This window comes from Vibrio sp. 10N.222.46.A1, assembly GCF_041473595.1.
GTDB classification, from domain to species: Bacteria; Pseudomonadota; Gammaproteobacteria; order Enterobacterales; family Vibrionaceae; genus Vibrio; species Vibrio tasmaniensis_A.
Map to the genome: position 1 here is coordinate 1 of NZ_JBFRSN010000325.1, position 544 is coordinate 544.

The window sequence follows — 544 nt, forward strand, 5'->3', positions numbered from 1 at the left end:
TCTCAACAGTTATCTGAAGTCATGCAGCAGAAAGACTTGCAGAAACTTGAAGGCTCTTGGCGTGGTCTACAAAAGCTTGTTAAAGAGAGTGAACTTGGCCGTGATCTAAAGATTAAAATGGTTGATTTCACACAAGAAGAGCTGCTTGACCAATTTGAAGACGCACCAGCAATTGACCGAAGCCCATTATTCAATGCGGTTTATCAAGGTGAGTTTGGTACTGCTGGTGGTCAGCCTTACGGTACTTTCATTGGTGATTACGAGTTTAGCGCAAAAGATGAAGACGTTGCTCTACTTCGCTACATGGGTGAAGTTGCTGCAGCATGTCATGCACCGTTCATTGCCGCTGCAAATGCTGAAATGTTCGAGTTCAACAGCTTCCAAACTTTCTCTGAAGGCAAACCTGTAGCAGCAGGCTTCGACTCTCCTGCATACGCAGCATGGAATTCATTCCGTGAAAGTGACGATGCACGTTACGTAACACTAACGCTGCCTCGCACTCTTGCTCGTCTACCGTATGGTGATAAAGGTCTAAGTACTGATG

1 protein-coding gene is annotated in these 544 nt (G+C 45.6%); it reads left to right on the forward strand.

Annotated elements, in window-relative coordinates; translation table 11 throughout:
• Window positions 1-544 (forward strand): type VI secretion system contractile sheath domain-containing protein (locus AB4496_RS10695; RefSeq protein ID WP_372130931.1); only part of this gene is annotated, 544 nt, incomplete at both ends.